This is a genomic window from Asticcacaulis aquihabitans, assembly GCF_032490435.1.
Classification (GTDB): domain Bacteria; phylum Pseudomonadota; class Alphaproteobacteria; order Caulobacterales; family Caulobacteraceae; genus Asticcacaulis.
In genome coordinates, this window is the sequence record NZ_JAVGWM010000001.1 from 1,378,820 (window position 1) to 1,403,149 (window position 24,330).

Genomic DNA, 24,330 nt, shown 5'->3' on the forward strand with positions numbered 1-24,330 from the left:
GAATGCCCATGACCGCCATCGACAATACGCACGATCCGAAACGCACCTCATGGGTAAGCAGCGCCAACGGCCACGCCGACTTTCCCATCCAGAATCTGCCCTATGGATTGGTCAGCCCCCCGAACGAAGCGCCGCGTGCCGCCGTTGCAATTGGAGAATCAATCATTGATCTTCAGGCACTCGTCGCCGCCGGGCTGATGCACGACCCCGTCACGCTCGATGCCATTCTGGCCACGCCCGCCTTGCGCAAATCGGTTCGCACCCAGATGTCGCGCCTGCTCAGCGATGAGCGCTACATCGACGCGGCACAACCCTATCTCCATGCCGCCAGCGACTGCACCGTGCACCTGCCGACACGGATCGGCGACTACACCGATTTCTACGCCGGCATTCATCATGCGGTCAGCGTCGGCAAGCTGTTTCGGCCGGACAACCCCTTACTGCCCAATTACAAGCATGTCCCCATCGGCTATCACGGCCGTGCTTCATCGATCCGGCCGTCAGGCGAACCTGTGATCCGCCCGAAGGGGCAGACCCGCGCGCCCGATGCCGAAACTCCGACCTTCGGTCCCAGCAAGCGTTTGGATTTCGAACTCGAATTGGGCGTTTGGGTCGGGCCGGGCAATGCGCTGGGCGCCCCCATCGACATTGCCAACGCGGCTGCGCACATTGCGGGCTTCTGCCTGCTCAACGATTGGTCGGCACGCGATTTCCAGGCGTGGGAGTATCAGCCGTTGGGGCCGTTCCTGGCCAAGAACTTCATGACCACCATCTCCCCCTGGATCGTCACGCCCGAAGCCCTGGCCCCGTTCCGCCTGGCCCAACCCGCGCGGCCGGACGGCGACCCGCGCCCCCTGCCCTATCTGTGGGACGACGCCGACCAAGCCGGCGGCGCGTTGAACCTGAAACTCGAAGTGACCCTGCGCACCCAGGAAATGCGCGCCCAGAACCTTCCGGCCTATAGTCTGAGCCACAGCGAGGCGCGTCACATGTACTGGACCGTAGCGCAACTGCTCACGCACCACGCGTCTAACGGCTGTAACCTGCAACCGGGCGACCTTCTGGGAACCGGCACCATTTCCGGCCCGACGCCGGACAGCGCGGGCAGCCTGCTCGAAATCTCCGAAGGCGGTAAAAAGCCCGTGACTTTACCGTCAAATGAGACGCGAACCTTTCTTGAGGACGGCGATGAGCTTATCTTAAGGGCACACGCCGAAGCAGACGGCTTTGTTTCGCTCGGTTTCGGCGATTGCCGCGGGATCATTGTACCCGCGATATAAGGGACAGGAAATGCTCAAGCTGCATGATTACTGGCGCTCCAGCGCCGCATACCGTGTTCGGATCGCACTCAATCTGAAAGGCCTGGACTACACGGCCATCGGCCATGACCTGCGAACCAATGCGCATCATGACCCAGCCTATAAGGCGTTGAACCCGCAAGGTCTCGTTCCGGCGCTCGACATCGGCGGCCAGGTCCTGACCCAGAGCTCCGCCATCATCGAATGGCTGGAAGAGACCTGTCCGCAGCCACCCCTTCTGCCCCAGGCGGCGGCCGATCGCGCGGTCGTCAGGTCCATGGCGGCGCTGGTCGCCTGCGACATCCACCCGCTCAATAATCTGCGCGTCCTGCGTGAACTGAAGGCTGAACTGGGCGCAGACGACACGCGCACCAAGGTATGGGCGACCGGATGGATTGCCGAAGGGTTTACCGCACTGGAAAGCCTGATTGCCCGCCATGGCCGTGGCTACTGCTTTGGCGACGTGCCGACCCTGGCCGACTGCTTCCTGGTGCCGCAGGTTTTTTCCGCCCAGCGCTTCAACGTCAGCCTCGATCCCTACCCGCACATTCGCGCCGTCAACGAACGGTGCGATGAACACACGGCCTTCGTGCGCGCCCACCCGCGCCATCAGCCCGATGCCGATACGGTGGATTCCAATCGGTGACGACACGCGTCTACGCCACGCCCGCCGGTGTCAGGCTGGGGGCCGAGGACCTGATCAAGCCGGACGCCGCGCGTAATTTCGTACTGCAAATCGGTGAGGCCTTTTTTCATGGCTTTGTCGTCCGCAAGGCGGACGCCTATTACGGTTATGTCGATCGCTGCCCACACGCCGGCTTGCCCTTGGCGCAGGAACTTGACGACTACCTGACACCTCGCGCCGATCTGATTGCATGCAGCTGGCACGGCGCCCTGTTTCAGATTTCATCGGGCCGGTGCGTCGGTGGCCCCTGCGCCGGCCAATCCCTGACGCCCTGGCCCGTCCGCATAGAGGATGGGTTTATCGTAACGGCCTAACGGATATCAAACCGGTTCCGCCGGCGGCCGTTTCGACGTCATGGTCGAGCCCGCCGACGCAATGATAATCAGGGCGACGGCCAGCCATTGCAGAGGCGTCAGCAATTCGTGAAGAATGACCAGCCCAAGCACGGCGGCGACAGCGGGCTCAAGACTCATCATCAGGCCGAACGTTTTGGCCGGCATGGCCTTAAGCGCGATCATCTCCAGGCTATACGGAATGGCGCTGGCCAGAATGCCTATGCCAATGCCGTAGGGCAAAAGGCTCCACGACCACAAGGACGCGCCGGCGGCGACAACGCCGACCGGGACCGTAAATAGCATGGAAAACGCCATGCCAAGCGCCACGGCCTTGCCACCATGCACGCGATCGCCGACCTTCTGCCCGACGATAATATAGGCGGCCCAGCACACCCCGGCGACTAGGGCCAAAGCGACACCGAGCGGATCGAGCGCGCCGGCGCCCTGCGTCCAGGGCAGAAGGATCAAAAGGCCGGCGACGGCACAACCGACCCAGATGAAATCGCTCCATTTGCGCGACCCGAAAATCGCCACCGCCAGCGGGCCTGAAAATTCGAGCGCCACGGCGATCCCGAGCGGAATACGCGCCAGGGACATATAGAAGACGAGGTTCATGATCCCGAGAATGGCGCCGTAAAGCCCCAGGACAGGCCAATGCCTGCGTTCAGGACCGCCCTGCCACGGACGAAAGACGATCAACAACGCAGCGGTGGCGAAGAACTGACGCACGGCCGTCGTACCGGCGGCGCCAATCAGCGGAAACAGGTGCTTGCCCAGGGTCGCCCCCAGTTGCACCGAAACGATGGCGATCAATATGGCGACAATCGCCCATAGTTTGGTATTGGTTTTGGACATGATGCGACTCAGATAATGGCGTCGTCTTGTCTTGACCGGGTACGGCGCACCTCGTCCGGAGAATATCTGCTCGTTTCATACCGCGTCCCGCGCGCTTTCTCAATGAGAGGCGATCAAGGGAGAAAAATAAAATTGGTCTTGTTGATTATGACCAATAACAATGCCACTTTCGACAAAACCATAGAGTGGATAAAACCAGAGGGAACGTCGCGATGAAACACCTGATTGCCGGCGCCTTTTGCCTGTCTGCCACCGTTATGGCTCTCCCGGCCGCTGCCAAGCCGGCTTCGAAGCCGGTCGTCATCGGCTACCTGCCCGCCTTCAAGGGGCCCATGCTGCCGCATATGGACACCATCGATTTAAGCAAGGTCACCCATATCAATCTGTCCTTCGTCAATCCCGACGCGCAAGGGCAAATCGTCAGCGACACCCAGATGGCCTGCATGGATACCCATGGCCATGGTCCGACGCCCCTGGCCGACGTCAAGGCCGTAATCGCCCGCGCGCATGCATCGGGTGTCAAGGTGCTCATCTCGCTCGGGGGCGGTATTATTCCGGCCTGTTCGGGCGACTGGCCTACCCTGCTCAAGCCCGAAAACCGAACCCCTCTGGTGCAAAACCTGCTTGCCTTCGTGGATGAAACCGGTCTGGACGGGCTGGATGTCGATCTCGAATGGCAGGTGCTCACGGCCATCGATAGGGCCGGCGAATACACGCCCTTTATCCGCGACCTGAGCGCAGGCCTGAAGGCGCGTCATAAACTTCTAACCTGCGCAACCGCATCGGCCGAAGGCGGCATGATCCCGGTCGATAGCATTCCTTATTTCGATTACGTGAATATCATGTCCTATGACGGCGTAGGCCCAAGCTGGGGTACGGCTGGCCAAGAGCATTCCAGCCTGGCCATGGCCAAACGCGATATAGCCGTCTGGCAGGCGCGTGGCGTCACCAAGGCGCAACTGGTTCTTGGGGTCCCCTTCTACGGTCACGCCTTCGGCACCTATGCCAACGGAATGCTTGATTACAAGGGCCTGCTGGCGACCTACGGCGATACGGTTGCCGCCAATGACATCATCGGAAAGCCATGCAACGGCTGCGACTACGTGACCTACAATGGCCGCCCCACCATTCGCGCCAAGGCCGAACTAGCGCGTCAGGTCGGCGCGGGCGTCATGATCTGGGAACTGACTGGCGATCAACCCGGCCCGAACAGCCTCCTTGACGCCCTGCATGATTCTTTGAATCCAGGTGCACAATAGCGCAGCATAATTTCTTTTGATTGTGCTAACGCGTGAGAAATTTTGCGAAATTTCAGGTAAATTTCCAAATTTGACAGAAATGTCAATTTTTGAAATTGACCCTAGGTCCGGAATTTTGTAGTGTCTTTTCAACGATAAGAGAAACGCCACAAGACCGCACAGATGCACGTATCGCCGCTTACCCACGCTGACCGGATCACCACTCCGGATCAGCTGACCGCTCCGGCGATCCGCCCTATCCGCGCACTATCGTCCCGCCCACGACTCAGAATGCTGCAGCCGAAAGGTATGCAGCATTTTTTGTATCGAGGCGTCGCGCCCGCTCCTACCGTTGATAACGATAAGCAATAGTACAGGCAGGAACCTCCTATGCCAGATCCGATTTTCGACTACGTTCTTCGTCTGGGCGATGACGCCCTTGTCCTGGGCCAGCGCCTGAGCGCCTGGTGCGGCCACGCCCCCAGTCTGGAGGTCGATCTCGGCCTCTCCAGCCTGGCGCTCGACCTGGTCGGCCAAGCGACGTTCTGGCTGGAACTGGCGGCGCAGAATGATCCCAAGGGCCGTGACGCGGACACCCTGGCCTTCCATCGCGACGCCCATGACTTTCACAACTGCCTTCTGGTTGAACAGAATAACGGCGATTTCGCCCAGACCCTGGCGCGCCAGTTCCTGTTTTCCAACTACCAGCTTTTGTTCCTCGAAGCCCTGAGCACCTCTGCGCACAAGGGCTTGGCGGATATTGCCGAAAAGAGCGTTCGCGACGTCACCCATCACGTTGCCTTTACGCGCGACTGGATGATTCGCCTCGGCGACGGCGCCTGCCTCAGCCACAAGCGCCTGATCAAAAGCCTGGACTACATGTACCATTTCGTCGACGAACTCTTCCTGATGGACGAGGTCGACGAAACCTTGCTGCCCAAAGGCATTTCCATCTGCAAGACGTCGCTGCGGCCTGAATTCGACGCCCGCATCGCCGCCGTCCTTCACGAAGCGGGATTGACGCCACCCAAGGCCAATCGCTCGGTCATACTGGGCCGCAAGGGCCATGACAGCGAACATGTCGCGCACCTGCTGCACGACATGCAAATTCCGCCGCACGACGGCCGCGAGACACACTGGTAAGCGCCGGTTTGCGCTTAAATCCGTTTGCGCTTAAACAGGGCGCATGACGGACAAACTCAAAAAGCCACCGGAAATCGGCTCCCGCCTCCAGGCCCTGCGCAAGCAGCAGGGCCTGTCCCTCGACGACATGGCCGTGCGCAGCAAGATTTCGCGCTCGATGCTGAGCCAGGTCGAACGCGGCCTGGCCAACCCAACCTTCGCGACCCTGTGGGCGCTGACCCAGGCGCTTGGCATCGATATCGCCACCCTGATCGGTGAAGCGGCCGACGAAAGCGAACAGGCCATCGAACTGGTCGAAGCCCATAACATTCCCCGCATTCATTCGGCCGACGGTCATTGCCTGCTGCAAATCCTCAGCCCGCCGGAAACGACGGGTGACGTGGAATGGTATCGCCTCGAAATCGAGCCCGGCGCCTCTCTCACCTCGCAACCGCACGCCGCCGGCGCGCGCGAACACCTGACCCTGCTGACCGGAGAGGCCTTGGTGATCTCATCAGAAGCGCAGCAAAAGGCGGCGGCTGGCAGCACACTGCGATATCGCGCCGACGTACCACACAGCATTAGCAATACCGGCACGGGAAAGCTGGAAGCCCTGCTGGTCGTCATTCCCGGATAGTGCAATTCCATCATACCGAAATAAATTTCGATATGATGGAATTTAAATTGCGAGCCCGACCATCATATTGTACATTGCGTCAATATAATGGAATTCGGAGCCCCTGCATGCGTGCCGCCTTTTATGATCGCGTCGAAGCCACCCTTACCGATATCGACGCGCGCGGCCTGAAAAAGCCCGAACACGTTATTTCATCGCCACAGCGCCCGGCCCTGCGTCTGAATGACGGCCGTGAGGTCATCAACTTCTGCGCCAATAATTACCTCGGCCTGGCCGATCATCCCGAAGTTATCGAAGCCGGCCGCGAAGCCCTGCTGAAATATGGCTCCGGCATGGCCAGCGTCCGCTTCATCTGCGGCACGCAGGATCTGCACAAGACGCTGGAAGCCAAGATCGCCGCCTATGTCGGTATGGAAGATGCGATACTATTCGCCGCCTGTTTCGACGCCAATGGCGGGGTGTTTGAGCCCTTGCTGACAGACGAAGACGCCATCGTTTCGGACAGCCTCAATCACGCGTCAATCATTGACGGCGTACGCCTGTGCAAGGCGAAGAAGTACCGCTTCAAGAATGCCGATCTCGCCGATCTGGAAACCCAGCTCAAGGCCGCGCGCGACAACGGCGCCCGCACCATACTCATCGCCACGGACGGCGTCTTCTCGATGGACGGCTATTATGCGCCGCTCGAAGGCATTGCCCGTCTGGCCGAACAATTTGACGCCTTGGTCATGGTCGATGACTGCCATGCCACCGGTTTCACCGGACCCAAAGGGGCCGGCACACCGGCCCGTGCCGGCGTCAAGGTCGACATCTTGACCGGTACCTTCGGCAAGGCCCTGGGCGGCGCAATGGGCGGCTACATCGCCGCAAAAAAGCCGGTTATCGACCTGCTGCGTCAACGCGCCCGCCCCTATCTCTTCTCCAACGCTTTGGCCCCGGCGATCACGGCGTCAAGCCTGAAGGCCATCGAACTGGCCGAAGCCGGCGATGATCTGCGCGACCGCATCCAGCAAAATGCCGAACGGTTCCGCACCGGCCTGACGGCTGCTGGCTTCGACCTTCTGCCCGGCTCGCACCCGATCATACCCGTCATGCTGTACGACGCGAAACGGGCGCAGCAAATGGCCGCGAAGCTGCTCGACGAAGGCATCTACGTCATCGGCTTCTCCTTCCCAGTTGTGCCGGACGGTCAGGCGCGTATCCGGACCCAGATTTCCGCCGCCCACACCTTTGACCAGATCGATACCGCCATCGCCGCCTTTACCAAGGTCGGGCGCGAACTGGGCATCATCGGCTAGTCAAAAAACAGAATTTTGTGTCTGCGCGCTTTTTCCGAAAAGGTGCGTCACTTTCGGAAAGTGCTTCTATGGACGACCTGCGCCCCCTTACCGCCGCCCACACCCTGCCCACCACAATGGCCGCCCTGGCCAAGCTGAAAGCGGAACCCGGCATCTGGCAAACCACGGCGCCCGTGCCCGACTGTGGCCCGGACGACGTGCTGGTGCGTATCACCCACACCGCCATATGCGGAACCGACATTCATATCTATAACTGGGACCAGTGGGCGCAAAAGACCATTCCGGTGCCCATGGTTGTCGGGCATGAATTCGCCGGCGAGATCGTCGCCATTGGCGCACGCGTCACGCGTCCGCTTAAGATTGGCCAGCGCGTTTCCGGCGAAGGCCACGTCATCAACATGGATAGCGACGCCGCTCGCATGGGCCGCTTCCACCTGGATCCGGATACCCAGGGCATAGGCGTCAACCGCCCCGGCGCCTTCGCGCAATATCTTGTCCTGCCTGCGTTTAACGTCGTGCCGCTGCCCGACCGCGTATCGAACGAACTGGGCGCGGTGCTCGACCCCTTCGGTAATGCCGTCCATACGGTGCAACAGACCGATATGGTTGGTGCCAATGTGCTGGTGACCGGTGCGGGCCCTATCGGCATCATGGCGGCCGCCGTCGCCAAATTCGTCGGCGCGCGCAGCGTGACCCTCACCGACATCAATCCCTACCGCCTTGGCCTGGCCGCGACAGTGGCCGATATCCGCACGGTCGATGTCGCCCGGGAAGACCTGAATGACGTGCGCCACGAACTGGGCATCGCCAACGGCTATGACGTCTGCATGGAAATGAGCGGCGCCAAGCCGGCCATCCCTCAGGCCATTGAACATCTGCGCATGGGCGGGGCACTGACCTTGCTGGGGATTCCCGCCGGTGAAAGCACCGTCAATTGGAACGACATCATCATGAAGGCCCTGACCGTCCGCGGTGTCTACGGCCGCGAAATGTTCGAAACCTGGCGCAAGATGCTGGGCCTGATCGAGGCCGGCTTCCCGCTGGAACGCATAATCACTCATCATCTACCGGCGAGCGAATTCCAGCAGGGCTTCGACATCATGCGCGCCGGTCAGTCCGGCAAGATCGTCCTGGACTGGCAAGGGATCTAACCCAAGGCTTCAGCCCACGGCCAGGGACGCCGCCGCCAGGTCCTGCGCCGCATCGCCGACGCTCTTGAACACCGTCACCGCCTCACTGCGTCCATCGATAGCGGCGACCCGGCACAGGTCCGCCAATGTGCCGCGAATGGCTTCGTGGTGCAGCAAGCCGGCGGCGATCGGTTGTGTCAGGTCCCCCGCCTCGCTCATAGCCGCGTAGCTGTCGACCCAGACCTGTCCTTCGGTCATTAGCAGGTCGTCGCCTTCACGCATGTCCTTGAGATAACCGCCGATCAGAGCCACGTGCTGACCGGCGCGAACCCATTCCCCCTTGATCAACGGTGCGTTTGACAAGGTGGCGCAGGCGATAATGTCCGCCTTGGCCGCACTGGCTTGCAGGTCGTGCGACGCATGGGCGTTAAACCCATTGTCGCGCAGGTGATGCGCCAGCTTTTCCGCATTGGCCTGTGTCTGGCTGTGGACCTCGACCGAGCGGATATCGCGCACCGCCCGATAGGCGAAGGCCAACTCCGAGGCGATGCGACCCGATCCGACCAGCAGCAGGTCATGCGCTTGCGCGGACGCCAACCGGTCAGCCGCGATCGCCGCAACCGCTGCCGTGCGCCTTGCCGTCAGCTCACCCCCATCCAGCAAGGCCAGATGTTCGCCGGTGATCGCGTCGAACAACAGATAGCTGGCCGTCACGGCGGGCAGTCCTCGCTTCAGATTGCCAGGGGTGACATTGACCAGCTTGACGCCGCCCATCCCTTCGGCCCAGGCCGGCATCAGAAGCAGGGTCGCGTCCGGCTCCCCCTGATTACGCAAGGTATGGACGTGGCGTTGCGGGCTTTCGGTTTCGACCTGGAGCAATTTCGGCAATTGCCGCGTCAGCACGTCGTAGGACAGGCGTTCGATCAGATCATGGGCGGTCAGGTTCAGCATGGCGGCCTCCTTATGAGTATGGGCTAGTTATGACTATTGGCATCGGCGGAAATTTCAGCGTCTATCCAGTCGCGGAACGCCGTCAAAGGGGGGTGATCGGCCCGGTCTTCCGGCCAGGCCAGATAATAGGCCTCGGCCGTTTGCATCGGCAGGTCCAGCGCGCGGACAAGCTGACCGGTGCGCAACTCTTCCTCGATCAGGAAGGCCGGCAAGAGGGCGACACCCAGCCCGGCCCGCGCCACCTGCGCCAGGGTGGAAAACTGGTCGAACAGCATGCCCTGGACCTGTTCTGCCGGGGCGCCGTGCAGCCGCAGCCATCGTTCCCATGCGTCCGGGCGGGTGGTGATATGCAACAACGGCGCCTTGCGCAGATCGGCCGGTGCCTCGAAACGATAGCGTTCCAACAGGGCGGGGCTACATGCCGGCACGACATATTCGTCGCGCAGCCTGTGGGTCTGCGCACCCGGCCAGTCGCCCGTGCCGTGATAGATGGCGGCGTCCATGGCTTCCAGGCGGAAATCAAACGCCGTCAGCCGCGTCACCAAGTTAAGCGTGGTGCCGGGATGCTGCGCGAGAAAGGATGGCAGGCGCGGCGCCAGCCACCGCGCCCCAAAGGTCGGCAGTACCGCCAGGTTGAGCGTCCCGCCGAACGGGTTGGCCCGCAGGTTCAGGGAGGCAGTACTGATCTTCTTGAGCGCGTCACGCACCTCCCGCGCATAGGCTTCGCCGCCTGGCGTCAGGCGGATGGTCTGACGTTCGCGGTAGAACAACTCGACTTCCAGCAAGTCTTCCAATGCTTTTATCTGACGGCTGACCGCGCTTTGCGTCAAGTTCAGTTCGCGCGCCGCCGTCGTGATGCTGCTCGTGCGCGCGGCGGCCTCAAAGGCCTGCAAATGCGCAATCGGCGGAAGAAAACGGCGCGGCGTCAGCATCCTGAACACTTTCCAATAAAAGTGTAACGCGCTTTTCGAATTAAAAGGGCGTCAAGGCAAAAATCCAGAGCCTTATCTGCTCCGGAAACACTTCACTCATTCCATTTAGGAATGATGTATTGCCGAAATGGCAATGGATATGGGCCATATTAGCGCGTATAAGGCATAAGTCCATACAGATACGGAATGACATGCAGAACGATACCAAGACACACGGCCTTTGGGAAACCACTGCGCCGCCAGCCCCCGCCACCAAGGGGTTGACCGGCGATGTGCGCACGCAGGTCTGTATCGTCGGCGGCGGCTATACCGGCAATTCGGCAGCGCTGCATCTGGCGAAAAAAGGCATCGAATCGGTCGTTCTGGAAGCCAAGGAGATCGGTTTCGGCGGCGCCGGGCGCAATGTCGGCCTGGTCAATGCCGGCATGTGGGTAATGCCCGACGAACTGCCAAATGTGCTGGGTGAAGTCCATGGCGCTCGCCTGCTCAAACTGCTCGGTGACGCCCCGGCCGCCGTGTTCGAGATCGTCGAGGCCTATCGCATCGATTGCCAATTGCAAAAGCACGGCACCCTGCATTGCGCCGTCGGTCAGGCGGGCCTGGACGAATTGCGCCAGCGCGAAGCCCAATGGCAGGCGCGGGGCGCGCCCGTTCGACTGCTGTCCGCCGAAGAGACGGCACGCCGTGTCGGAAGCCACGCCTATACTGGATCGCTTCTTGACCTGCGCGCCGGCACCATTCAGCCTCTGGCCTATGTGCGCGGCCTGGCAGGCGCGGCGCTTAAGGAAGGGGCCGTGATCTATACCGGGTCTCCGGCCCTGGAGGTCGTGGCCGACGGCGCTCGCTGGCGCGTCCGCACGCCGGGCGGCTCAGTCACCGCCGACTGGGTCGTCATGGCCACCGACGCCTATACGCAGGGCCCGTGGGAAATCATCCGCCGCGAACAGGTGCACCTGCCCTACTTCAACCTGGCCACCGAGCCCCTGCCCGATTCTATTCGCGCCACGCTCCTCCCCGGTAACGAGGGGGTATGGGACACCAAGGAGGTCCTGTCCTCTTTCCGTATGGATAATCGCGGCCGGCTGATCTTCGGCAGCGTCGGCGCGTTGCGCGGCGCGGGCGAAGTCATTCACCGCGGCTGGGCCCTGCGCGCCCTGCACAAGATATTCCCTCAGATCGGCAAGGTCAGGTTCGAAGCCGAATGGTACGGCCAGATTGGCATGACCGACGACAATCTGCCACGTTTCCACGCCTTTGCGCCCAATGTCATCGGCATCAGCGGCTATAATGGCCGGGGAATCGCCCCCGGCACGGTCATGGGTCGCACCCTGGCCGAACGAATTGCGGGCGATCTGGGCGACGATGACCTGCCGCTACCCGTTACCACGCCCGCAGACGCCAAGATGCGGGCGATCAAGGAAGTTTTTTACGAGGTCGGCGCCCAAGCCGCCCATTTGACCGATTCCCGTTTTTAGAAGGTTCACACCATGATCACTGAAACCACCCGCTTTTCCGCCGATGTGGCGGACCTGCTGAAAGCCCTCGGCGTCGACGCCAAGACCTATACCGGCGGCAGCCTGGCTGTCACCTCACCCGTCACAGGTGACCGGATCGCCGACGTCGTTGAAACCTCGGCTGCCGACGCCACCCGGGCCATCGACGCGGCGCACAAGGCGTTTCTCGACTGGCGCATCGTGCCGGCCCCCAAGCGCGGTGAACTGGTCCGCCTGTTCGGCGAAGAACTGCGCGCTCACAAGGCGGAACTGGGCAAGCTTGTCTCCATTGAGGTGGGCAAGGTGACATCGGAAGGCCTGGGCGAAGTCCAGGAAATGATCGACATCTGCGATTTCGCCGTCGGCCTGTCGCGCCAGCTTTACGGCCTGACCATCGCCACCGAACGCAGCCACCACCGCATGATGGAAACCTGGCATCCGCTGGGCGTCGTCGGCATCATTTCCGCCTTCAACTTCCCCGTCGCCGTCTGGGCATGGAACGCGGCCCTTGCCCTGGTCTGCGGCAATGCCATCGTTTGGAAGCCATCAGAAAAATCGCCGCTCACGGGCCTGGCTACCCACGCCCTGTTCGAACGCGCCCTTAAGCGCTATGTCGACGAAGGCTATGATGCCCCGGCCGGTCTGTCCGCCCTGATTATCGGCGCGCGCGACATCGGCGAAGCCCTGGTCGATCATGAAAAGGTGGCGCTGGTCTCGGCGACCGGCTCGACCGCCATGGGTCGTGCCGTCGGCCCCAAGCTGGCCGCCCGCTTTGCCCGCTCCATTCTCGAACTGGGCGGCAACAACGCCGCCATCATCGCCCCCACCGCCGACCTTGATCTGGCCCTGCGCGGCATCGCCTTCGCCGCCATGGGCACGGCTGGTCAGCGCTGCACGACACTGCGCCGCCTGTTCGTCCACGACAGCATCTACGACACCCTCGTCCCGCGCCTGAAGAAGGCCTACGCCTCCGTCAAGATCGGCAACCCGATGGAAGACGGCACGCTGGTCGGCCCCCTTATCGACAAGGCCGCTTTCGACGGCTTCGAGAAAGCCCTTGCCGAAGCGAAGGCCGCTGGCGGCCAGGTTGAAGGGGGCGATCGCGTCAAGATCGCCGGCGACAACAGCTATTATGTCCGGCCGGCCATCGTCGAAATGCCGCGCCACGAAGGGCCTATGCTGCGCGAAACCTTTGCGCCCATCCTCTATGTCGTGCGCTATTCCGACATCGCCGAGGCTATCGCCATGCAAAACGCCGTCGGCGCCGGCCTGTCGTCCTCCGTTTTCACCAACGATGTGCGTGAAGCCGAGCTGTTCATGTCGGCCGCGGGTTCCGATTGCGGCATTGCCAATGTCAATATCGGCACCTCCGGCGCGGAAATCGGCGGCGCCTTCGGCGGGGAAAAGGAAACCGGCGGTGGCCGTGAATCCGGCTCCGATGCCTGGCGCGCCTATATGCGCCGCGCCACCAACACCATCAATTACGGCAGCACCCTGCCGCTGGCCCAGGGCGTGGTGTTCGATGTCTGAGTTTCAGTGGAGTGATCCCTTTTTGCTCGACGCGCAACTGAGCGACGATGAGCGGATGATCCGCGATGCGGCGCAGGCCTATGCGCAAGGTTCCCTGCAACCCCGCGTGCTGAAGGCCTATGGCGAGGAATATACCGACCGCCATATCTTCAACGAGATGGGCGAACTGGGCTTGCTTGGCGTGACCTTGCCCGAAACCTATGGCGGCGCGGGTGCGTCCTACGTCGCCTATGGCCTGGTGGCGCGCGAAGTCGAACGGGTCGATTCCGGCTACCGATCGATGATGAGCGTCCAGTCGTCCCTGGTCATGTATCCGATCTATGCCTATGGCAGCGAGGCCCAGCGCCAGAAATACCTGCCTAAACTGGCCTCGGGCGAATGGGTCGGCTGCTTCGGCCTGACCGAGCCCGACGCCGGATCCGATCCCGGCGGCATGCGCACCAAGGCCGAAAAGATCGACGGCGGCTACCGTTTGACGGGCACCAAGATGTGGATTTCCAATTCCCCCATCGCCGATGTCTTCGTGGTCTGGGCCAAGCTCGACGACGTCATTCGCGGCTTCGTCGTCGACAAGGGGCTGAAGGGCCTGAGCGCGCCGAAGATTCACGGCAAACTGTCCTTACGCGCCTCGATCACCGGTGAAATCGTCATGGATGGCGTCGAGGTCGGCGAAGACGCGCTCCTGCCCAATGTCAGCGGATTGAAGGGGCCGTTCGGCTGTCTCAACCGCGCCCGCTACGGCATTGCCTGGGGCGTCATGGGCGCGGCCGAAGACTGCTGGCACCGCGCGCGCCAATATGGCCTGGACCGCAAGCAATTCGGCAAACCCCTGGCCCAGATGCAGTTGTTCCAGAAGAAGCTGGCCGACATGCAGACTGAAATCACCCTGGGGCTCCAGGCGGCCTTGCGCGTCGGGCAATTGTTCGACGCCGGCCAGATGGCACCTGAGATGATCTCGCTGATCAAGCGCAACAACTGCGGCAAGGCGCTCGACGTCGCCCGCCAAGCGCGCGACATGCACGGCGGCAATGGCATCCATGAGGAATTCCATGTCATGCGCCATGCCCAGAACCTCGAAACCGTCAATACCTATGAAGGCACGCACGATATCCATGCCCTCATCCTGGGACGGGCGCAAACCGGGTTGCAGGCGTTCTTCTAAAGCCCAAGGATAGACATGAAACCGCTGGCCGGCCTTAAGGTTCTCGAACTCGCCCGCATCCTCGCCGGCCCGTGGTGCGGGCAACTGCTTGCCGACCTTGGCGCTGAGGTCATTAAGATAGAGCGGCCAGAAACCGGCGACGACACCCGCACCTGGGGACCGCCCTTCGTGACGGATGCCGCAGGTAATGCCTGGGGCGCCGCCTACTTCCATAGCTGCAATCGCGGCAAGTCGTCGGTCGCCGTCGCCTTCGAAACGCCGGAAGGCCAGGCCGTCATCCGCAAGCTAGCCGCCGAGGCCGATATCGTCATCGAAAACTTCAAGGTCGGCGGCCTGAAAAAATATGGGCTCGATTACGCCAGCCTGAAGGCCGTCAATCCGCGCCTGATCTACGCGTCGATCACCGGCTTCGGCCAGGACGGTCCCTACGCCGCCCGCGCCGGTTATGACTACATCATCCAGGGCATGAGCGGCCTGATGGACATTACCGGCGAACCCGACCGCGAACCACAGAAGGTCGGTGTCGCTGTCGTGGACATCTTTACCGGTGTCTATACGGCAACGGCCATACTCGCCGCCCTGAATGGCCGGCACACCAGCGGCGAAGGCTGCCATATAGATATGTCGCTGTTCGATACCGCGACATCTATCCTGGCCAATCAGGCCAGCAACTATCTCGTCTCCGGCACATCGCCGTCGCGCCTGGGCAATGCCCATCCCAATATCGCCCCCTATCAGGTGTTCCGCGTAAAAGATGGCCACGTCATCGTCGCGGTCGGCAATGACGGCCAGTTCCGCAAGTTCTGCGTCGCTCTGGACGCCGGTGATATCCTGCTGAACCCGGACTACCAGACCAATGCCCAACGCGTCGGCCTGCGTGCCCGCCTGCAGGCTGAACTGGAACCCTACCTCGCATCCTGGACACGCGCCGGCCTGCTTGCCCTGCTCGAAGACCACGGCGTGCCCGCCGGTCCGATCAATCGTATAGAAGACGTGTTCAACGACCCTCAGATCATCCATCGCCGCCTGAGGCTCGATCTCACGGCACCGGACGGCTCACACGTCGCCGGCGTTGCCTCACCTATTGTTATTGATGGCGAACGCATGTCCGCCCTATCACCGTCGCCCATGCTGGGCACCGGCCACCCTGAATGGAAATCCTGATGTCCGCTTCTTCCCCCACGCCGCGCACCGGTGGTCAGATTCTCGTCGACCAACTGAAGATTCAGGGTGTCGACCGCATCACCTGCGTCCCTGGCGAAAGCTATCTGGCGGCGCTGGACGCTATGTACGACGCCGATATCGACGTGCTGATCTGTCGTCACGAAGGGGGCGCCGCCATCATGGCCGAAGCCTATGGCAAGCTAACCGCACGCCCCGGCATCTGCTTCGTCACGCGCGGGCCGGGCGCGATGAACGCCGCCCATGGCGTCCATATCGCTCAGCATGACTCAACGCCAATGATCCTGTTCATCGGCCAGGTCGAGCGGGCGATGCTTGGCCGTGGCGCGTTCCAGGAAATGGATTATCAGGCTGTCTTCGGAAGCACGGCGAAATGGGTTGTCGAAATCACCGACGCCCGCCGTATACCGGAAATCATCGCCCGCGCTTTCCGAGTCGCCATGCAGGGACGCCCTGGACCGGTCGTCATTTCCCTGCCGGAAGACGTGCTGACAGACGTTGAGTCCGTTGGCGACGCATCAGTTATTACATACGTAAAACCAACACTGTCTGTTGAAATACTTAAGCAATTTGAGGGTCATTTACAGACGGCCAAACGCCCGCTGATCATTCTGGGCGGCAGCAACTGGAGTACTGACGGCTGTAAAGCTATCGCTGATTTCGCCACGCGTTTTCAGATTCCGGTCGCGACCGAATTTCGCCGCTCTGCCCTCTTCCCGGCCGATCATTCGGCCTATGCCGGCGATCTTGGCTTTGGTCAGAACCCCAAGCTAAGTGCCCGCGTCAAGGAGGCCGACCTGCTGATCCTATTGGGTGCGCGCATGGCGGAGGTGCCCTCGGCCAGCTACACCCTGATCGACAGTCCACAGCCGAAGCAGACCGTAATCCATGTCTTCCCGGACGCGGGCGAAATCGGCAAGGTCTATCAGCCTGCCCAAGGCATCGTCTGCGCCCCGGATGAATTCGCACTGGCCCTGTCCGCGCTGAATACGCCTATCGACGCGCCATGGGCGGAGCAGACCCAGAACGCTCACATGGACTTCCTGATGTGGACGACCACACCGGCGAAACTTCCCGGTGAGTTTCAATATGGCGAAGTCATGGTGTGGCTGCGCGAAAACCTGCCCGCCGATACGATCACCTGCAACGGTGCCGGCAATTACGCCATCTGGCTGCATCGCTACTGGCGGCATACCCAGCCGCGCACGCAGATCGCGCCGACTTCCGGCAGCGTCGGCTATAGCGTACCGGCAGGCGTCATGGCCAAACGCCAATGCCCCGACAAGACCGTGGTCGTCTTTGCCGGCGACGGCTGCTTCCTGATGCACGGCAACGAATTCGCCACAGCGGTTCAGTACGACATTCCGGTCATCGTGATCGTCATCGATAACGGCATGTACGGCACGATCCGCATGCACCAGGAACGTAACTATCCGCATCGCGTGGTCGGCACCGATTTGAAAAATCCCGATTTCGCCGCCTATGCCACAGCCTTCGGCGGTCATGGCGAAACCGTGCGCACTACCGCGGAGTTCGCCCCCGCCTTCCTGCGTGCCCAGGCCAGCGGCAAACCGGCCATCCTGCACTGCTACATCGACCCGCAAGCCATCACTCCGGCCAAAACGCTCGACCAGATTTCCGCCGAAACGGCTTAAGCCGAGTTAGGCCAATTTCAATTGCAGGGCGTCGAGTTGCGCGGCGGAGAAGGCGCTTCTCTGCACCCCTGTCAGCCCGCTCACCTGGGTTGAGGTAAAGGCTGCGATCTGGCTGGTCGTCAGGCCGGTTATGGCCGACAGCGTCAGCGCACCAATCTGCCCGGTGCTAAGCAAGGACAATTGCGTCGTCGACAGAGACGATAACTGTGTCGCAGTCAGCCCCGTCAGGGCCGTCGTGGTCAAGCCCCCGATCTGGGTTTGATTGACTGAGGTCATCTGAACCGGGCTCATTGCTCTCAGTTCTGTAGCTGTCAAGGCGGCAAGCTGGCTCGTGCCCAAGGCGGCGATGGCCGTTGTCGACAGGTTACCGAAGATAGTGGTCGTCAAACCGAACAGCTGCGCGCTTGACAGGGCATTGATCTGAGCCGACGTCAGGTTATTCGCCTGGGTTTCATTGAAGCCGGAGATGGCCGTATTGGTCAATGCGCTGAACTGGGTGGCCGATAAGCCGTTCAATTGATCCGTGGTTAAGGACGCCAGTTGGCTCGAATTGAACCCGCTCAGTTGCGTCGTCGTCAGATTGGCGACCTGGGCCGAGGTCAGGCCATTCAGGGCGTCTTGGGTCAATGACGCGATCTGGGTCTGGCTCAGGCCGGCCACCTGCGTGGTGGTCAGATTGCCAATGACGGTTTGGGTCAGGGCCGACAGGCTGCGCGTCGACAGCGCGCCAATCTGGGTAGACGCAAACCCGCCCAATTGGGTTGGGGTGAGCGCGACCAGGTCGGATGCCGTAACCCCCGCTATCTGGGCCGTGGTGAGGGCGCCGATCTTCGTCGTATCCATGCCGGCGAAAGCCGTTGTGGTCAGCGCACCGATCTGGAGCGCACCAAGGCCCGCCAATTGAGTCGAGGCAAGCGCGCCTACAGCCGTTTCATTGAGCATGGCCACGCTGGTCGTCGATAGCGCGGCCAACTGAGTCGACAGCAGCCCCCCAATCTGGGTCGTCGTCAGGCCGGAAATCTGGGTGGTGCCCAACCCGGCGATCTGGGTCGTCGTCAGGCTGGTAATAGCGGCGGGCGCTAGGCCGCTCCAGGCGGTCGACGTTAATGCATTCAGTTGGGTGGTCTTCAAGGCCGCAATCTGAGTTATCGACAGCGCGGCGACCTGCGTCAAATTCAATGCGGCAACGACATCCGTGGTCAAGGCGGACAGGACGGTGTTGGCCAGGCTGCCGACCTGTGTTGTTGTGAGAGCGGCAGCCTGAGTGCTCGTCAGGCCTGCGGCGGCCGTGACGGTCAGTTTGTTAAGCTGATCGGTGGACAGCGACGCCAGCTGCGTGGCTGTCAGATTACCAACCTGCGCGCTGGTGAGTCCCAGGGCCTGGGTCGTCGTCAGTCCATCCAGCGCCGTTGGGGTCAACGCGGTAACCGCCGATGTCGTCAAGGCGCCAATACGGGTAACCGCCAGACCAGACAGAGCGGTCGAACTGAGGGCCGAGGCCTGATCGCCGGTCAGGGCCGACAGGGCAGTGGTTGTCAGCGCGTTCAGTTGCGTCGAAGCCAAAGCGGCGACCTGGGTCGAAGACAGGGCTATGAGTTCAGAGGCCGTTACCCCGGCCAATTGCGTCGAGGTCAAGCTTGCCAAGGTCGTCGACGTCAAGGTCGCGAAATTCGTGGCGCCAAGCCCCGCGATCTGGCTCGCATTCAGCTTTCCGATCTGCGTGGTCGATAAGGCGGCGACATCGAGCGGTGTAAGGCCGCCGAGCGCGGTGGCGGTCAATGCGGCCAGTTTGGTTTCCGCCAGGCCAGAAATCTGCGTTGTTGTCAGGCCGCCGACCTGAGCTGCCGTCAGACCGACAAGCGCGGAAGGTGTAAGGATATTAAGCCGATCGGCGGGCAAGGCGGCTATGGTCGTGACGTCGATGGCACCGACTTGTGTCGCAGTCAGTCCCGACAATGCCGTTGTCGTCACCGCCATCAACTGGGTAACGCTGAGACCGTTCAGTTGCGACGTCGCCAGCCGGCTTACCTGCGCAGCGGTCAAGCCGCCCAGTTGCGTGGAGGTCAAAGCGCCGATTTCGGTGGTCGTGAAGGTCGCCAGGTTCGCGGCCGTCAAGGCGGCCATCTGCGTGGATGTCAAACCCGCGATCTGTGTCTGCGTCAAACGTTCGGCCTGGGTTGCTGTCAGCCCGGCCAGCTGGGTAGTCGTCAGGGCCGCGACATCGGTCGTTGTCAGATCTGTAAATGCCGTACCGTTGATCGCATTCAATTGCGTCGTAGTCAGAGTGGCGAATTGCGTAGAGGTCAGGGCCCCGAGCTGAGTATCGTCCAGCGCCGCCAGAATAGACGTGTTGAGGGCTTGCAGGTGTGTTGTGTCCAGTCCTGAAAGCTGGGAGGACGTTAGGCCTGTCGCCTGCGTCGACCGCAGCGTGCCAATCGCGCCGATCGTCAGGCTGTTGAGCTGCGTCGTCGTCATCGCTTTCAGTTGGTCTGCCGAAAAGCTCATGACCTGGGCGGGGGTAAGGCCGACAATCTGGGATGTCTTGAGACTGGTGATGCTGCTCGTGCCGAGATTGGCGATCTGGGTTGTCGAAAGTCCGGCAATCTGGGTCGTTGTCAGCCCGGCCAATTCAGTCGTCGTCAGGCCGCCGACGGCCGCAGCGGTCAAGGCATTCAACTGCGCAGCCTTTAGCGACTGAATCTGCGAGGCGTCGAGCGCGGCGATCTGGGTTTGGTTCAGAGCCGCGATCGCCGTGGTCGGCAGGACGCTTAAAAGGGTGGTCGCCAGCCCGGCCAGTTGGGTGGTTGAGAGCGCACCGGCCAGGGTGGCGGTGAGCCCGGCAACAGCGCTTACCGTCAGCTTGTTGAGCTTCTCCGTAGTCAAGGCGGCAAGCTGGGTCGAGGTGAGATTGGCAACGTGCGCGCTGGTCAGTCCGAGGGCCTGGGTCGAGGTCAGGCCGGTTAGGGCGGTCGCCGTCACGGCGCTAACAGCTGAGGTTGTCAGGACACCGATGCGGGTCACCGCAAGCCCCGCCAAGGCTGTGGATGAAAGGGCCGCAGCCTGGTCCGCCGTGAGCGATCTCAGCGCCGTCGTGGTGAGTGCGTTCAGCTGCGCGGCACTCAGTCCGGCCATCTGTCCCGGGCTGAGGGCTGCGACCTGGGCCGAGGTGAGGCCGCTTAGTTGCGTGACCGACAATGTCTCGAACTGGGTCGCATTGACAGCGGCCAGATTGGCCGCGCCAAGCGCGGCGATCTGGGCGGAACTGAGCCTGGCGATCTGGGACGTCGACAACATCGCGGCATCGGTTGTCGTAAGACCGCTCAGGGCCGTCACGGACAGCGACGCCAACTTATTTTCAGTCAACCCGGCAATCTGGGTCGTCGTCAGCCTGGCCGACTGGGTGGCTGTAATCCCCCCGAGGGCCGCCGCCGTCAGGCTATTCAGTTGGCCAGCGCCCACCGAAGCAAGCGCATCGGCCGATATGCCCGCGATCTGCGCCGCCGTCAGCCCAGACAGGGCCGTCGATGTCAGGGCTGCATACTGCGTCGCGCTCAGGTTCGACAACTGAGCAGCGGTAAGCTTGCCCGCTTGAGCGGAGGTGATGCCGGCCAGTTGTGACGTCGTAAGGGCGGCGATCTCAGCGGTGGAAAAGGTGGCGATGGTCGCCGGCGCCAAAGCACCAAGCTGAGACGCCCCAAGCGCCGCAATCTGGGTCTGGGTCAGGCGCTCTACCTGGGTTGAATTCAATCCGGTAAGCTGCGTCGCCGTCAGGACACCAACGTCGGTCGTGGTCAGATCGGCGAAGGCCGTGGCGTTGATGGCATTGAGCTGGCCCGGCTGAAGCTGGGTCATCTGGGTCGAGGTCAGGGCCTCGACCTGAGTGGCATTGAGCGCGCCGAGTATGCTGGAATTCAACGCCTGCACGCGGGTCATGTCGAGTCCGGCGATCTGGGTCGTAGACAGGCCCGCCGCCTGGGTTGCCTTCAGCGCGCCCAGCGTGGTGGCGGTCAGACTGTTGAGTTGTGTCGTCGACAGCGCCGCAAGCTGGTCCGTCGTGAAACTGCCCAGTTGCACACCCGTCAATCCGGGGAGTTGGGTGGTCTCCAGATTGGCGATGTGCGTGCTACCGAAAATAGCGATCTGCCCCGTCGACAGGCTGGCCAATTGCGTCGATGTCAGGGCGTCCAGTTCCGTCGTCGTCAGCCCGTTAAGCGCCGACGACGTCAGGGCGTTCAATTGTGCCGCCTTCAAGGCCTGCATCTGAGAGGTACTGAGCGTGGCGACCTGGGTTTGGTTAAGCCCGCTGATGGCGCTGGCGGACAAGGCCGCCAGGAGGGTTGTGGCAAGCGCCGACACCTGCGTTGTCGTCAGGGCCGCCGTCAGTGTGGCGTTAAGGCCGAAGACTGCGGCGGTGGTGAGCTTATTGAGTTGCTCCGTGCCCAAGGCGGCGATCTGGCTTGTCGTCAGGGCGGCCACCTGCGCGCTCGACAAGCCGAGCGCCTGGGTTGAACTCAGACTGGCAAACGCCGCTGGCGTCAGAGCGTTGACGGCAGCAGTGCTCAGGGCGGCGATACGTGTCACCGACACTCCGGACAGTGCCGCCGGGCCTAACGCACGCGCCTGATCGGCCGTCAGCGCCTTGATCGCCGCCGTGGTCAGGGCATTGAGCTGGGTTGAGGTCAGAGACCCCACTTGGGTCGAGCTAAGGCCGGAAACTTCGGTGGCTGTTACGCCGGGCAATTGCGTGCTGGTCAATGCCGCGAGTGTTGTAGCGGTCAAGGCGGCCAAATTGGTGGGACCAAGTGCACCGATCTGGCTGGAGGTCAGTTTGCCCACCTGCGTGGCGGACAAAAGCGCTACGTTCGTCGTCGTCAGGCCGCCGAGGGCGGCCGCCGAAATGGCGCCGATCTTGGTTTCACTCAGCCCACTCACCTGAGTTGCCGTAAGCGCCGCCGCCTGGGTCGATTTCATGGCCGCCAGGGCTTCATTGCTCAGGCCATTTACCTGATCGGCACCAAGCGCGACCAGTCTATCGGTCGTAACGCCCCCGATCTGGGCGGGCGTCAATCCGGCCAGCGCCGTGGGAGTCAGAGCCGCGAACTGGGTAGCGGTCAAGGTGGTCAGTTGCGTAGTCGTCAGACGTCCCACCTGAGCCGAGGTAAGCCCAGCCAACTGGCCGGTGCTGAGCGCCGCAATATCGTCGGCCGAGAAGGTCGGAATGCTAGCCGCCGCGATGGCGCCGAGCTGGGTAGAGGACAGCGACGCGACCTGGGTCGCCGTCAGACGCTCGACATGGGTCGAATCCAGCCCCGCCATCTGGAGGGTTGTCAGGGCGCCCAAATCTGTGGTCGAAAGTTCAGTGAATGCCGTGCCGTTGATAGCGTTCAACTGAATCGTCTTCAGCTGGGCGACCTGACCGGGCGTGAGGGAATCGACCTGGAACGGGGTTAGCGCCGTCAGCAGGCTTGTCGTCAGCGCCTGGATGTGCGTGGTGTCCAGACCGGAAATCTGGGTCGTCGTCAGGCCCGCCGCTTGATTGGGCTTGAGCGCCGCCATCGCGGTCGTCGACAGAGAATTGAGCTGGCTTGTTGTGAGCGCCGCAAGCTGGCCGGTCGAAAAATACGCCACCTGGACAGCCGTCAGAGCAGCGGTCTGAGTGGGCGTCAGGACGGTGGCATCCGTCGTCGTAAGCCCCGCAAGAGCCGAGGTACTGATGGCGGCGAGTTGAGCGCCGGACAAAACCATAGCCTGAGTTGTCGTCAAGGCCCCGATCGTGGCTGCATTGAGATCGGCGATCTGCGTGGTCGCCAGGTTCGCGACAAGGCGTGTTTCAAGCGCAGCGACCGCCGAGGTCGATAGGCTGTTCAGATTGGCGGCCGACACCGACTTCAGTTGTGTTGCACTCAGTTCTGACAAAAACGTCGTGGCTATCTCAGCGAAGGTCGTCCGTGTCAGGCCAAAAACAGCGGATGTCGATAGTCCCTGCACCTGAGTGGAGCTCAGGGACAGCAGGGACGTCGACCCCAGGGCGGCGATACTGGTGGCGGTGAAAGCGCTCAACTGTAGGGGCGTCAAGCCGGTCAGTTGCGTGGTCGTTAGGGACGAGACTTCGGTCGTTGTGAGGCCGCGAATTTGCCCGGTGGTGAAACGACCCACCTGATCGGGCGTCAGGGCCGCGAATTGAGTCGGCGTCAGATGGCTGATTTCGGCAACGGTCAGACCAGCCAATTGGGCCGTATCTAGGGCCGAAATAGCGGTGGCGGAAAAGGCTTCCAATTGGGCCGTCAGCAATACGGCAAGCTGATCACGGGTAAAGGCAACCGCGCCAGTGGCCAGAAAAGCCATTTGGTCGGTTGTCAACGCCTTGACTTGATTGGTCGTAAGCGCCTTGACCTGGGTCGTGGACAGCGCACCAATCTGAGTCGTGGACAGAATCGAGACCGCAGACGTGGACAGGGCGCTGATCTGTGTCGTCTTCAGCTCGGCCAGATCCGACGTCGACAAGCTTTCGATGTACGTCGTACTCAGCTTGGATATCTGCGCCGCCGACAGTCCTGATATGGAAGACACGGTCCTGCCCTTGTGTTCGTCAGCCTAGATTAATGAACCACTTATTAAAATTTACGGTAAACTTTTGATTAATTTCGACTGATGGCTGTGTTTTCGCGTTATGCCGAAAAAGTAAATTTTAACCCGCCGCCCAATAGCGAAACCTGTTTTACATGAGTCGTGTCATTCAGCGGTGTTTTTGCGAAAACAGCTGTTGATTTTTGACAATCGGCTGAGCGCCGTTCAGTTTGGATGCACCCATTAAGTTTGATAAACAG

At 61.7% G+C, this 24,330-nt stretch carries 17 protein-coding genes and 1 riboswitch; of the genes, 13 read left to right on the top strand and 4 right to left on the bottom strand.

What is annotated here, in order from left to right; genetic code table 11:
* The first annotated feature begins 8 nt into the window (after window positions 1-8).
* From fahA to RCJ00_RS06355, 3 genes are read left to right on the top strand one after another with little or no spacing between them, the layout of a single operon-like run.
* Window positions 9-1,280 carry a fumarylacetoacetase gene (gene fahA, locus RCJ00_RS06345; RefSeq protein WP_316220935.1) on the top strand — a complete coding sequence of 424 codons (1,272 nt, stop codon included), beginning with the start codon at window positions 9-11 and terminating at the stop codon, window positions 1,278-1,280.
* A 10-nt stretch (window positions 1,281-1,290) separates the two neighbouring features.
* Entirely contained in the window at window positions 1,291-1,944 is a 654-nt protein-coding gene (gene maiA / locus RCJ00_RS06350) for a maleylacetoacetate isomerase (RefSeq protein ID WP_316220936.1), read from the top strand.
* The gene (locus RCJ00_RS06355) at window positions 1,941-2,297 is read left to right on the top strand and encodes a Rieske (2Fe-2S) protein (protein WP_316220937.1); all 357 of its coding nucleotides are present in this window, start codon (window positions 1,941-1,943) and stop codon (window positions 2,295-2,297) included. The genes maiA and RCJ00_RS06355 overlap by 4 nt, the downstream gene beginning before the upstream one ends.
* Before the next feature lie 6 nt (window positions 2,298-2,303).
* Here the strand turns inward: RCJ00_RS06355 and RCJ00_RS06360 are convergent, their stop codons facing one another.
* A complete protein-coding gene (locus RCJ00_RS06360) occupies window positions 2,304-3,173 on the bottom strand; it encodes an EamA family transporter (RefSeq protein ID WP_316220938.1) in 870 nt (289 codons plus the stop codon).
* Between the two features lie 15 nt (window positions 3,174-3,188).
* A riboswitch (guanidine-III (ykkC-III) riboswitch) is annotated at window positions 3,189-3,260 on the bottom strand.
* 125 nt (window positions 3,261-3,385) lie between these two features.
* Here RCJ00_RS06360 and RCJ00_RS06365 point away from each other — a divergent pair.
* The 5 genes from RCJ00_RS06365 (at window position 3,386) to tdh (ending at window position 8,619) form a co-directional block, all read left to right on the top strand.
* Window positions 3,386-4,432 (top strand): glycosyl hydrolase family 18 protein, encoded by a 1,047-nt coding sequence (locus tag RCJ00_RS06365; protein ID WP_316220939.1) that lies wholly within the window; start codon window positions 3,386-3,388, stop codon window positions 4,430-4,432.
* 369 nt (window positions 4,433-4,801) lie between these two features.
* Window positions 4,802-5,554, top strand: coding sequence for a 1,2-phenylacetyl-CoA epoxidase subunit PaaC (paaC, locus tag RCJ00_RS06370; RefSeq protein WP_316220940.1), 753 nt, complete (start codon window positions 4,802-4,804; stop codon window positions 5,552-5,554).
* A gap of 43 nt (window positions 5,555-5,597) precedes the next feature.
* Window positions 5,598-6,170: a helix-turn-helix domain-containing protein gene (locus RCJ00_RS06375; protein ID WP_316220941.1), complete on the top strand. Its 573-nt coding sequence runs from the start codon at window positions 5,598-5,600 to the stop codon at window positions 6,168-6,170.
* Between the two features lie 107 nt (window positions 6,171-6,277).
* A complete protein-coding gene (kbl, locus tag RCJ00_RS06380; protein ID WP_316220942.1) occupies window positions 6,278-7,468 on the top strand; it encodes a glycine C-acetyltransferase in 1,191 nt (396 codons plus the stop codon).
* Between the two features lie 68 nt (window positions 7,469-7,536).
* On the top strand, window positions 7,537-8,619 hold the full coding sequence (gene tdh / locus RCJ00_RS06385) for an L-threonine 3-dehydrogenase (RefSeq protein WP_316220943.1): 1,083 nt from the start codon (window positions 7,537-7,539) through the stop codon (window positions 8,617-8,619).
* Window positions 8,620-8,628: 9 nt separating this feature from the next.
* Here tdh and lhpI read toward each other — a convergent pair whose 3' ends face one another.
* Window positions 8,629-9,549, bottom strand: coding sequence for a bifunctional Delta(1)-pyrroline-2-carboxylate/Delta(1)-piperideine-2-carboxylate reductase (lhpI, locus tag RCJ00_RS06390; RefSeq protein ID WP_316220944.1), 921 nt, complete (start codon window positions 9,547-9,549; stop codon window positions 8,629-8,631).
* A 23-nt stretch (window positions 9,550-9,572) separates the two neighbouring features.
* Window positions 9,573-10,481 carry a LysR family transcriptional regulator gene (locus RCJ00_RS06395; protein WP_316220945.1) on the bottom strand — a complete coding sequence of 303 codons (909 nt, stop codon included), beginning with the start codon at window positions 10,479-10,481 and terminating at the stop codon, window positions 9,573-9,575.
* A 191-nt stretch (window positions 10,482-10,672) separates the two neighbouring features.
* On the opposite strand from RCJ00_RS06395, the gene RCJ00_RS06400 reads away from it, so the two are divergent.
* From RCJ00_RS06400 to RCJ00_RS06420, 5 genes are read left to right on the top strand one after another with little or no spacing between them, the layout of a single operon-like run.
* Window positions 10,673-11,956 (top strand): NAD(P)/FAD-dependent oxidoreductase, encoded by a 1,284-nt coding sequence (locus tag RCJ00_RS06400; protein ID WP_316220946.1) that lies wholly within the window; start codon window positions 10,673-10,675, stop codon window positions 11,954-11,956.
* 12 nt (window positions 11,957-11,968) lie between these two features.
* Window positions 11,969-13,504: an L-piperidine-6-carboxylate dehydrogenase gene (gene amaB / locus RCJ00_RS06405; protein WP_316220947.1), complete on the top strand. Its 1,536-nt coding sequence runs from the start codon at window positions 11,969-11,971 to the stop codon at window positions 13,502-13,504.
* Window positions 13,497-14,666, top strand: coding sequence for an acyl-CoA dehydrogenase (locus tag RCJ00_RS06410; RefSeq protein WP_316220948.1), 1,170 nt, complete (start codon window positions 13,497-13,499; stop codon window positions 14,664-14,666). Before amaB ends, RCJ00_RS06410 begins: the two co-directional genes overlap by 8 nt.
* Before the next feature lie 15 nt (window positions 14,667-14,681).
* On the top strand, window positions 14,682-15,830 hold the full coding sequence (locus tag RCJ00_RS06415; protein ID WP_316220949.1) for a CaiB/BaiF CoA transferase family protein: 1,149 nt from the start codon (window positions 14,682-14,684) through the stop codon (window positions 15,828-15,830).
* Window positions 15,830-17,503, top strand: a complete 1,674-nt coding sequence (locus RCJ00_RS06420) for a thiamine pyrophosphate-binding protein (RefSeq protein WP_316220950.1) — start codon at window positions 15,830-15,832, stop codon at window positions 17,501-17,503. The genes RCJ00_RS06415 and RCJ00_RS06420 overlap by 1 nt, the downstream gene beginning before the upstream one ends.
* Window positions 17,504-17,509: 6 nt before the next feature.
* Here the strand turns inward: RCJ00_RS06420 and RCJ00_RS06425 are convergent, their stop codons facing one another.
* Complete coding sequence (locus tag RCJ00_RS06425; RefSeq protein WP_316220951.1) at window positions 17,510-24,073, bottom strand: beta strand repeat-containing protein; 6,564 nt, start codon at window positions 24,071-24,073, stop codon at window positions 17,510-17,512.
* Window positions 24,074-24,330 lie beyond the last annotated feature (257 nt).

Coding starts and splice junctions, on each gene's coding strand:
- fahA (WP_316220935.1), top strand. CDS start 9: ATGACCGCCATCGACAATACGCACGATCCGAAACGCACCTCATGGGTA.
- maiA (WP_316220936.1), top strand. CDS start 1,291: ATGCTCAAGCTGCATGATTACTGGCGCTCCAGCGCCGCATACCGTGTT.
- RCJ00_RS06360 (WP_316220938.1), bottom strand. CDS start 3,173: ATGTCCAAAACCAATACCAAACTATGGGCGATTGTCGCCATATTGATC.
- RCJ00_RS06365 (WP_316220939.1), top strand. CDS start 3,386: ATGAAACACCTGATTGCCGGCGCCTTTTGCCTGTCTGCCACCGTTATG.
- paaC (WP_316220940.1), top strand. CDS start 4,802: ATGCCAGATCCGATTTTCGACTACGTTCTTCGTCTGGGCGATGACGCC.
- RCJ00_RS06375 (WP_316220941.1), top strand. CDS start 5,598: ATGACGGACAAACTCAAAAAGCCACCGGAAATCGGCTCCCGCCTCCAG.
- kbl (WP_316220942.1), top strand. CDS start 6,278: ATGCGTGCCGCCTTTTATGATCGCGTCGAAGCCACCCTTACCGATATC.
- tdh (WP_316220943.1), top strand. CDS start 7,537: ATGGACGACCTGCGCCCCCTTACCGCCGCCCACACCCTGCCCACCACA.
- lhpI (WP_316220944.1), bottom strand. CDS start 9,549: ATGCTGAACCTGACCGCCCATGATCTGATCGAACGCCTGTCCTACGAC.
- RCJ00_RS06395 (WP_316220945.1), bottom strand. CDS start 10,481: ATGCTGACGCCGCGCCGTTTTCTTCCGCCGATTGCGCATTTGCAGGCC.
- RCJ00_RS06400 (WP_316220946.1), top strand. CDS start 10,673: ATGCAGAACGATACCAAGACACACGGCCTTTGGGAAACCACTGCGCCG.
- amaB (WP_316220947.1), top strand. CDS start 11,969: ATGATCACTGAAACCACCCGCTTTTCCGCCGATGTGGCGGACCTGCTG.
- RCJ00_RS06410 (WP_316220948.1), top strand. CDS start 13,497: ATGTCTGAGTTTCAGTGGAGTGATCCCTTTTTGCTCGACGCGCAACTG.
- RCJ00_RS06415 (WP_316220949.1), top strand. CDS start 14,682: ATGAAACCGCTGGCCGGCCTTAAGGTTCTCGAACTCGCCCGCATCCTC.
- RCJ00_RS06420 (WP_316220950.1), top strand. CDS start 15,830: ATGTCCGCTTCTTCCCCCACGCCGCGCACCGGTGGTCAGATTCTCGTC.